The organism is Alicyclobacillus shizuokensis NBRC 103103 (genome assembly GCF_001552255.1).
Taxonomy (GTDB): Bacteria; Bacillota; Bacilli; order Alicyclobacillales; family Alicyclobacillaceae; genus Alicyclobacillus_G; species Alicyclobacillus_G shizuokensis.
Window position 1 is genome coordinate 1 of sequence record NZ_BCQV01000112.1, and the last position, 1,613, is coordinate 1,613.

A 1,613-nucleotide genomic window follows, 5' to 3' on the forward strand; every position below is an offset into this window, starting at 1 on the left:
AGGGTCTGCTGAACGGATTACGAATTCGTCAGCGCTATAACGGAGCCGGACCGTAAGAGCCGGGTGAGAACAAAGTACAAGAGAAGGCGGAGTCGGCGCTCCAGATTCATGACCAGCAACTGCATGGCAATGACCGTCTCACTCGTCGCCTGAAGACGTGCCCGAATGAGGCCCAGTCCATACAGGCGCTTGCCTTCACCGAACTTCCCTTCAATCTCATTGCGTTCCACCGCGTCCTGTCTCTCCACCCGCACTTGTCCCGCTCGCGTCGTCTTCGAGGGCCGCCCCAGTGGCGGTCCACTCAAGCGGATGCCGCGCTCTCGACAATAACGCAGGTTCTCTCGATTCCGATATGCCTTGTCGGCTAGTACGGCTTCGGGATAGTGCCCATATCGTTCGCGGTACGCCTCCACCGCCGCCTGTAGGGTGTGGCCTTCGTGAAAGCTGTCCCAGTCCAGCCGCTCAAGCCTCGCGTACCCGTCCACCACACTAATGGCCACTTTCGCGCCGAACTCAACGTTTGCACGCACCTTGCCACGGACGATAGGACGCACATGAGGTTGCGAAATACTAACGATGCGGTCGTCAATCCGGCGAGTTCTCCCGCGGTACATCTCTTCTTGCTGACGATACAACTCTTGAATGACCAGCAGTTGACGATGCTGCCTTGCGCTCAGCGCGTCAAGTCCAACTTCGTCCCTCAGTTTGGCGATGATTCGCAAGTCCCGCGCGACAAACCGCAGTTGTTTCCCGATGGCCTTGCGCAGTCCACGCGGACCCACGCGGCGTTGCTTCGCCACCGCCAGGTACGCCTTGCGCGCCTTCTCCCGATAAGTGCGCGGTTTGCGTTGGCCTGGCTGGCGCGCCGCATGCAAGACGTCAATCATCTTCTCCAGCTTCTCGCGTGCCTCGTTGAGCAGGGAAAGGTCGGTTGGGTAGGCGATGTCGGCCGGAGCACACGTGGCATCCAATAGCAGCTTACCTTGGTTCACGGACGGCTCCGAGTTCGTCTCTGAATCGGCGGTGGTGTTTGCCTCGGGCTGTCCTGGATCCATGTCATCACGGTCGTCGGAATCATCGCGGTCGTCTTGCTCCATTACAATCCATTCATTGACCTGCTGGATCACATCTGGACCAAGTCGCTTGCGAAAGTGCGTCATCAGGGAGGGATGAAACGGTGGTTCTTCCTGAAAGCTGGACAACCCGATGAAGTATTGCAGATACGGGTTCTCCGTGATCTGGCGAACCGTCTCACGGTCGCTCAGGCCTAAGCGTTCCTGGATGATGAGTGCACCAAGCGCCACACGGACCGAATATGCCTTTTGACCTTTCGACCAGGACTTGAAACGCTCTCCATAGTGCTCTTCAACCCGATACCAGGGAATCATCTGGGCGAGCTTGACCCAGCGGTTTTCCTTATTCAATTTGCCGCCGAATGGTAGGAAGAAGTCATCCGGCAGCAGGATCTGTCGTTCGGTCGCTCGATACACAGGTTGATCCCTCACGTGCAAGGATTTTGACGGATTTCGCGCGAAATCCATGCATGAGATTTCGCGATAAAAGACCAAAACCCCTTGTCATTACTGGACTATTCAACCGTTCAGCAGACCCTA

General features: G+C 56.9%; 1 protein-coding gene. It reads right to left on the reverse strand.

From position 1 onward, the window contains the following. Positions 1-17 precede the first annotated feature (17 nt). Positions 18-1,490, reverse strand: coding sequence for an IS5 family transposase (locus tag ASH01S_RS17530; protein WP_067929718.1), 1,473 nt, complete (start codon positions 1,488-1,490; stop codon positions 18-20). Positions 1,491-1,613 lie beyond the last annotated feature (123 nt).